Below are 7,539 nucleotides of genomic sequence, written 5' to 3'. Positions count from 1 at the left end.
TCTTGTCGTCGATTTCCAGGGTTTTAAGGGTTTTCAGGCTATCGAGGGACGGCATTGAAGGACTCCTTGTGATCCGCACGGCTACGGACCTGACGCTCGCCGGCGATCAGGTTGAGGAAGGTCACCATGGCCTTCTTCGAGTCCAGCATGCCTTCGTCCATGTTGATGTCGATCACCTGGGCGCCGGCTTCGACCTGCTGCAGGGCGACTTCCAGGGCCTCGGTGTAGTTCTCCTCGCGGATCAGGCGGGCGAACTTGGCGGAGCCGGTGATGTTGGTCCGTTCGCCGACGTTGACGAACAGCGACTGGCGATCGATGGTGAACGGCTCCAGGCCCGACAGGCGGCAGGCCTTGGGAATGTCCGGGATCTGCCGCGGCGCATAACCGGCGACGGCCTTGGCGATGGCCTCGATATGCCCCGGGGTGGTGCCGCAGCAGCCGCCGACGATGTTGAGGAAGCCGCTCTGGGCGAACTCTTCGATGACCTTGGCGGTTTGCGCCGGCAGTTCGTCGTATTCGCCGAATTCGTTGGGCAGGCCGGCGTTGGGGTGCGCCGACACGTGGGTGCTGGCCTTGTCCGACAGCTCTTCCAGGTAGGGCCGCAGTTCCCGGGCGCCGAGGGCGCAGTTCAGGCCCACCGAGATCGGCTTGGCGTGGGCCACCGAGTTCCAGAAGGCTTCGGTGGTCTGGCCGGACAGAGTGCGGCCCGAGGCGTCGGTGATGGTGCCGGAGATCATGATCGGCAGCTCGACCCCCAGCTCTTCGAACACACCCTGCACGGCGAAGATCGCCGCCTTGGCGTTGAGGGTGTCGAAGATGGTCTCGATCAGGAGCAGGTCGGCGCCGCCCTCGATCAGGCCCTTGGTGGCTTCGGTGTAGTTCTCCACCAGTTCGTCGAAGGTGACGTTGCGGTAGCCGGGGTTGTTGACGTCCGGTGACAGCGAGCAGGTGCGGCTGGTCGGGCCCAGGACGCCGGCGACGAAGCGCGGCTTGTCCGGGTTCTCGAGGGTCTTGGCGTCGGCCACCTTGCGCGCCAGGCGCGCGCCTTCGACGTTGAGCTCGTAGACCAGCTCTTCCATGCCGTAGTCGGCCATGGAAATCCGGGTGGCGTTGAAGGTGTTGGTCTCGAGGATGTCGGCGCCGGCATCCAGGTAGGCTTTCTCGATGCCGCCGATCACGTCCGGACGGGTCAGCACCAGCAGGTCGTTATTGCCCTTGACGTCGCTCGGCCAGTCGGCGAAGCGCTTGCCGCGGTAGTCCTGCTCCTCGAGCTTGTAGCTCTGGATCATGGTGCCCATGCCGCCATCGAGAATCAGGATGCGCTCTTTGAGGGCTTGCTGAAGGGCTTGGAGGCGCGTGCTGCGATCGGACATGAAAGACTACCTGGAAGGGCCATTACGGAGGGCGAGGATCATAGCAAACCTGTGCGCTTTTAGAGCATGGAGCGATTTTGCATGAATATCGCTCATGTTGAAGCCGGGGCTGGCCCGGTAGAATCGGCGGATTTTCTGATTGGATTGGACCAGGGATATGTCTTACCGCCTCGTCATCGGCAGCCTGTTGCTGCTTTTAAGTTCAGCCGCCGGCGCCCAGGGTCCCGCGCCGGCGATCTCCTACACCCGTGATATCCAGCCGATCTTCACCGAGAAATGCGTGGCCTGCCATGCCTGCTACGACTCGGCCTGCCAGCTCAACCTGGGCAGCGGCGAAGGGGCGGCGCGCGGCGCCTCGAAGATCCCGGTGTACGACGGCGAACGCAGCAAGGCGCAGGCACCGACCCGGCTGTTCTACGACGCCTCCGGCAAGCAGGCCTGGCAGAAGATGGGCTTCTACTCGGTGCTCGACGCCCAGGGCAACCAGGCGGCGCTCATGGCGCGCATGCTGGAGCTGGGCCACAAGACGCCGTTGCAACCCAACGCCAAGCTGCCGGAGGACATTGTCCTGGGCCTGAACCGCGAGAACATGTGCGCGCAACCGGCCGAATTCGCCGGTTATGCCAGTGTCCACCCGCGCGAAGGCATGCCACTGGCGGTGACGGGGCTCACCGATCAGCAATACCAGACCCTGCAACGCTGGCTGGCTTCCGGCGCGCCGATCGACGAGAAGGGCCTGGCGCCGAGCGCCAAGGAAGCGATGCAGGTGCTGCAGTGGGAAAACCTGCTCAATGCCCCGGGCGCCCGGGAAAGCCTGGTGGCCCGCTGGCTGTTCGAGCACTGGTTCCTGGCCCATATCTACTTCGAAGGCGGCGAGCCGGGGCACTTCTTCCAGTGGGTGCGTTCGCGCACGCCGAGCGGCCAGCCGATCGACCTGATCAATACCCGCCGGCCGAACGACGACCCGGGCACCCAGGTGTACTACCGCCTGTGGCCGGTGCAAGGGGTGATCGTGCACAAGACCCACATCACCTACCCGCTGAGCGCGGCGAAGATGGCGCGGGTCAAGACCCTGTTCTACAACGGCGACTATCAGGTCACTGCGCTGCCAGGTTACGGCCCGGGCCGCCGCGCCAACCCGTTCGAGACCTTCGAGGCGATCCCGGCCAAGGCCCGCTACCAGTTCATGCTGGATAACGCCGAGTACTTCGTGCGCACCTTTATCCGAGGCCCGGTGTGCCGCGGGCAGATCGCCACCGACGTGATCCGCGACAACTTCTGGGCGCTGTTCCAGGCCCCCGAACACGACCTCTACATCACCGACCCGGCCTACCGCGGCCAGGCCACGCCGCTGCTGGCCATGCCCGGGCAGAACGACGACGTCGGCAGCGTCCTGAGCCTGTGGCTGGCCTATCGCGACAAGCGCAACGAATACGAAGTCCTGCGCCGCGACTCCTACGCCGAAGCCCAGGCGCCGAGCTGGTCGACCCTGTGGGCGGGCAACGACAATGCGCTGCTGAGCATCTTCCGCCACTTCGACAGCGCCTCGGTGACCAAGGGCCTGATCGGTGAAGTGCCGCAGACCATGTGGCTGTTCGACTACCCGCTGCTGGAGCGCACCTACTATCAGCTGGCGGTCAACTTCGACGTGTTCGGCAACGTTTCGCACCAGGCGCAGACCCGGCTGTACTTCGACCTGATCCGCAACGGCGCCGAGCAGAACTTCCTGCGCCTGATGCCTGCCGGCACCCGTGAAGGGTTCCTCGACGATTGGTACCAGAACAGCGGCAAGTTCAAGATGTGGCTGGACTACGAGTCCATCGACGACAGCAAGGCCAGCGCCCTGGCCCTGGACGAGAAGGATCCGAAACGCGACTTCGCCCACCAGTTGCTGAGCCGCTATGGCGACCTCAATGCCCGACCCGATCCGATCAACCGCTGCGACGGTGCCTACTGCTCGCGGCCGAACATCGACCCGGCGCTGCAGAACGCCGAGCAGGCCCTCAGCCGCCTGGTGTCGCGCCCGGCGGCCGGAATGCGGGTCATCGACCTGCTGCCGGAGGCGACCATGCTGCGGATCGAGGCGCCGAACGGCGAGCGGGTGTTCTACAGCATGCTGCGCAACCGCGCCCACAGTAACGTGGCGTTCCTGCTGGGCGAGTCGCTGCGCTACCAGCCGGGCCTGGACACCCTGACCATCTACCCGGGCGTGCTCAGCAGCTACCCGAACTTCATGTTCAATATTCCCGCCGAGCAGGTGCCGGATTTCGTCGCGCAGATGGAAAACGCCAAGGATGCTCACCGCTTCGAGAAGATTGTCGAGCGCTGGGGCATCCGCCGCAGCCATCCGCAGTTCTGGCAGTACTTCCATGACCAGACCCGCTACATCCTCGAAACCGATCCGAAAGAGGCGGGTGTGCTGGACATGAATCGCTACGAGAACCTCTGAAGGCTTGCGCAGCACCTTGAAATTCCGGGCCGGAGCCCTCAGGTTCCGGCCCGGCCCATTCCGGATAGGCCTATCGACCAAGGTCTATCCCGACAAAAATACTAGGACTTTGTCCGGCACGCCGATTGGCGTAAACTGCGCCCACGCCTGCGAGGAATTTCCATGACCGCTATTACCATTACCGACGCCGCCCACGATTATCTGGCTGATCTGCTCTCCAAGCAGAACACTCCCGGGATCGGCATCCGCATCTTTATCACTCAACCCGGGACTCAGTACGCCGAGACCTGCATCGCCTATTGCAAGCCGGGCGAAGAAAAGCCCGACGACAAGGCGCTGGGGTTGAAGAGCTTCACCGCTTATATCGACGGCTTCAGCGAAGCCTTCCTCGACGACGCGGTAGTCGACTACGCCACTGACCGCATGGGCGGCCAACTGACCATCAAGGCGCCGAACGCCAAGGTGCCGATGGTCAACGCCGACAGCCCGATCAACGAGCGCATCAACTACTACCTGCAGACCGAGATCAACCCGGGGCTGGCCAGCCACGGCGGCCAGGTCAGCCTGATCGACGTGGTGGACGACGGCATCGCCGTGCTGCAGTTCGGCGGCGGTTGCCAGGGCTGCGGCCAGGCCGACGTCACCTTGAAGGAAGGCATCGAGCGCACCCTGCTCGAGCGCATTCCGGAGCTTAAAGGTGTACGTGACGTCACCGACCACACGCAGAAAGAAAACGCCTACTACTAAGGCGTTCGCTGCGAACCGAAAAAACGGCGCCCCGTGAGCGCCGTTTTTTTATGCCTGTGATTTCAGTTGCTCCGTATCGCCTGGATCGCGAGCAAGCCTCGCTCCTACAAGGGCATGCGCATGCTTCTGTAGGAGCGAGGCTTGCCCGCGATGCTTTTCAGGGGCGATACAAATGCGCATGCCCGGCGCGATAAAGCGACGACTCGCTGAAAGCGTCCGTGGCCAGCACCCGGCCCACCAGGATCAGCGCTGTGCGCCGAAAGCCCTTGGCTTCTACCTTCTCGGCAATGTCCGCCAGGGTGCCCAGCACCCAGTCCTGGTCCGGCCAGGTGGCCCGGTGCACCACGGCGATCGGGCAGTCGGCGCCGTAGTGGGGCAGCAGGTCGGCGACGATCTTCGGCAGATGGTTGACCCCCAGGTGAATGGCCATGGTGGTGCCGTGGGCGGCCAGGCTGGCGAACTCCTCGCCGGCGGGCATCGAAGTCTTGTCGGCGTAGCGGGTGAGGATCACGCTCTGGGCCACGTCCGGCAGGGTCAGTTCGGCCCCGAGCAAGGCCGCGCAGGCCGCGGTGGCGGTCACGCCGGGGATGATCTCGAAAGGGATGCCCAGCTCGCGCAAGTGGCGGATCTGCTCGCCGATGGCCCCATACAGGCTCGGGTCGCCGGAATGCACCCGGGCCACGTCCTGGCCCTTGGCATGGGCGTCCTTGATCAGTTCGATGATCTGTTCCAGATGCAGCTCGGCGCTGTTGACCACCTGCTCGGCGCGATGGCCTTGCAGCACGGCTTCGGGCACCAGGGAGCCGGCATAGATGATGACCGGGCAGCTGTGGATCAGCCGCTGGCCCTTGACGGTGATCAGTTCCGGGTCGCCGGGACCGGCACCGATAAAAAAGACGGTCATGGCGTTCTCCTGGGAAAAAAGGGGGCGATGCAACCTCACAGATGAAGATTGCTCATGATCAGCGGCGGGGATTATCGGGGTTTTACCTGCAACAGGCCACGGCGAGGGTGGCCTGGGGGCATTTCTGCCGCGGCACCAGCAGTCTTGGCGGGCGTCGGGCCAGGTGTTCGGCCAGGGCCAGGGCGGCGCTTTCGGCGACCCCATAGCAACCCGTGTGCTCAAAGGCAATCGCCGAGCGATGGCTGAGCTGCGGGGCATAAGGCGCCAGTTGCTGACTGTTGAAACAGGTCAGGGGCAGCTCCAGTTGCGCGGCCAGGGCCAGCAGGCCGGGTTCCTCGCGTTTCAGGTCGATGCTGGCCAGGGCCTTGATCTGCCCGCGGTCGAGGCGGTGGGCGAGCAAGGTCCGGTCGAGCAGGGCGCGCAAGGTTTCCACCGGGCAGCCCCGCTGGCAGCCCAGGCCGACCACCAGGGTCGGCGCGGTGCCGAGATCGGTCATGCGGAGTACTGATCGTCGTTCTTGCGGCGGAACAGCCAGGCGCTGATCAGGCCCAGGGCCAGCCAGAACACCGCGTTGGTCAGCTGCGAAGCGATCTTGAACTGCGCTTCCAGGGCCTCTGGCGCAAGCATCGAATGCACTTCCGGCTGCGGCGCGCCGATCAGGTGCGGCACGGCGAGGATGGCCGCGCCCAGCACTTTCAGCAGCCAATGGCCGGCGAAGACGATCAGGGCGATGCCGACGGCGGTGGAGGCGGCGGTGCCGACCCACCAGACCTGCCGTTGCACCAGGTCCGCGGCGGCGGTGCCCGGCAGCTCGGGCGGCAGGCCCAGGGTGGGCGCCAGGCAGAAGGTCGTATAACCGGCCAGGCCCCAGAGCAGGCCCTGGGACGTGCGGTTCGGCGCGCGCAGGGTGTAGAGGCCGGCGAGCATCAGGGCGAAACCCACGGCGACCACCAGGTTGCCGCCGGTGGTGGACAGCACGCGCTGCCAGCCGTCTTCCGGTTCCCAGGCTTCGGCGTCGTGGCTATGGGCGGCGGTGCCGGCGGCGTGTTCATGCACTTCGGCGGCGGCCGGAGCTTTTTCGTAGGTTTCCGCCTGCAGGATCAGCGGGGCGACCCAGAAGCTCTGCAGCAGGGTCAGCAGCAGGGCCGCCAGCAACCCGGTGAAACCTGCGGTTTGCGCGATTCGCTTGATCATCTCGGCAGGCCTCAGTGGCAAGGGAAGGCAGCGCTGTGACGGGTATCGTGGGCGGCGTTGTGCACCGCTTCGATATGGGAGAAGCCGGCGAAGTACACCAGGCACGCGCCCAGGATCGAGGCGCCGATGGCGGCGACCAGGCGTTGGCTCAGGGTGGTAGTGGTGCTGGCGGAATGGCTGGTGCTGCTGATGCTCGACATGGCGCTTCCCTCTGGGTGTCAGCGGTTGAATCGAGCGCAGCAAAACCCCGCGAGACAGGCCCGCGGGGAATTAACAGCGCCCGCCCACCGCGGGTTTGTTATGACTGTATGGCGGGCCGGTCTCCGGGCTCGCGAGGGGCGGGGGCTTGCGCCTGGCCTGCAAGAATCGCCTTCCCATGCCGGACTGCTGGCACAGTGGATCTGATTCTTCGCTCGCTTACCGTTGCGGGGGCAGCACCGGACTGATCAAGGCCTAGGGCCTGTGACGCACCGGTTTCCCGTTTCACCCTGTGAAGGGCACCCGTAACAAGGTGTGTAGGAGAGCATGGGCGAGGGAGGGGCGTCAATTGGCAAGGGTTCTCGTTTTCGACCACGATTCGCAGGTCCTGGTGCGGCATGAACATTGACCGCCCCCCAAGCTCTGCGTAGCCTTGCGCTCTCGAGGTTCTTCGGCACAGGTCGAAGCTAAGAAGGGAACGCGGTCCAAGCCGCGGCTGCCCCCGCAACTGTAAACGGTGATGAACGGTGCAAGGCCACTGCCAGACGGCGGGAAGGCGCGTCGTTCGCCAGTCCAGCGACCGGCGCACCGTCAGCCAGGAGACCTGCCTCGGACCTGATTCTCACTACAACCGGGCGGGGTGATCCGGTGGCGAAACGCTTGCGCGCACCTGC

6 protein-coding genes, 1 pseudogene and 2 riboswitches are annotated in these 7,539 nt (G+C 64.9%); of the genes and pseudogenes, 2 read left to right on the top strand and 5 right to left on the bottom strand.

Translation table 11 applies throughout. The annotated features are described in order from the left end of the window. Window positions 1-86: 86 nt before the first annotated feature. Window positions 87-1,373 (bottom strand): annotated as a pseudogene (locus ACQKQA_RS14600) (homocysteine S-methyltransferase family protein); the annotation flags it as partial. Between the two features lie 157 nt (window positions 1,374-1,530). Between ACQKQA_RS14600 and ACQKQA_RS14595 the strand changes: the two are divergent. Together ACQKQA_RS14595 and nfuA are read left to right on the top strand one after the other, a co-directional pair. Then, window positions 1,531-3,822 carry a fatty acid cis/trans isomerase gene (locus ACQKQA_RS14595; RefSeq protein WP_427558547.1) on the top strand — a complete coding sequence of 764 codons (2,292 nt, stop codon included), beginning with the start codon at window positions 1,531-1,533 and terminating at the stop codon, window positions 3,820-3,822. 162 nt (window positions 3,823-3,984) lie between these two features. Continuing rightward, window positions 3,985-4,569: a Fe-S biogenesis protein NfuA gene (gene nfuA, locus ACQKQA_RS14590; protein ID WP_427558544.1), complete on the top strand. Its 585-nt coding sequence runs from the start codon at window positions 3,985-3,987 to the stop codon at window positions 4,567-4,569. 157 nt (window positions 4,570-4,726) lie between these two features. On the opposite strand, the gene cobM is transcribed toward nfuA, so the two are convergent. From cobM to ACQKQA_RS14570, 4 genes are all read right to left on the bottom strand, one after another. Next, entirely contained in the window at window positions 4,727-5,473 is a 747-nt protein-coding gene (cobM, locus tag ACQKQA_RS14585; RefSeq protein WP_427558541.1) for a precorrin-4 C(11)-methyltransferase, read from the bottom strand. An 82-nt stretch (window positions 5,474-5,555) separates the two neighbouring features. Beyond that, window positions 5,556-5,969 carry a cobalamin biosynthesis protein gene (locus ACQKQA_RS14580; protein WP_427558538.1) on the bottom strand — a complete coding sequence of 138 codons (414 nt, stop codon included), beginning with the start codon at window positions 5,967-5,969 and terminating at the stop codon, window positions 5,556-5,558. Further along, the gene (locus ACQKQA_RS14575) at window positions 5,966-6,667 is read right to left on the bottom strand and encodes a CbtA family protein (protein WP_427558535.1); all 702 of its coding nucleotides are present in this window, start codon (window positions 6,665-6,667) and stop codon (window positions 5,966-5,968) included. Before ACQKQA_RS14575 ends, ACQKQA_RS14580 begins: the two co-directional genes overlap by 4 nt. A gap of 11 nt (window positions 6,668-6,678) precedes the next feature. Continuing rightward, entirely contained in the window at window positions 6,679-6,867 is a 189-nt protein-coding gene (locus ACQKQA_RS14570; protein ID WP_427558533.1) for a CbtB domain-containing protein, read from the bottom strand. A 97-nt stretch (window positions 6,868-6,964) separates the two neighbouring features. Continuing rightward, a riboswitch (cobalamin riboswitch) is annotated at window positions 6,965-7,187 on the bottom strand. 105 nt (window positions 7,188-7,292) lie between these two features. Then, window positions 7,293-7,491, top strand: a riboswitch (cobalamin riboswitch). Window positions 7,492-7,539: the final 48 nt, after the last annotated feature.

The organism is Pseudomonas sp. NPDC089530 (genome assembly GCF_050280705.1).
Classification (GTDB): Bacteria; Pseudomonadota; Gammaproteobacteria; order Pseudomonadales; family Pseudomonadaceae; genus Aquipseudomonas.
The sequence above is the reverse complement of the archived record's forward strand: the minus strand, read 5'-3'. Positions and strand labels throughout refer to the sequence as shown.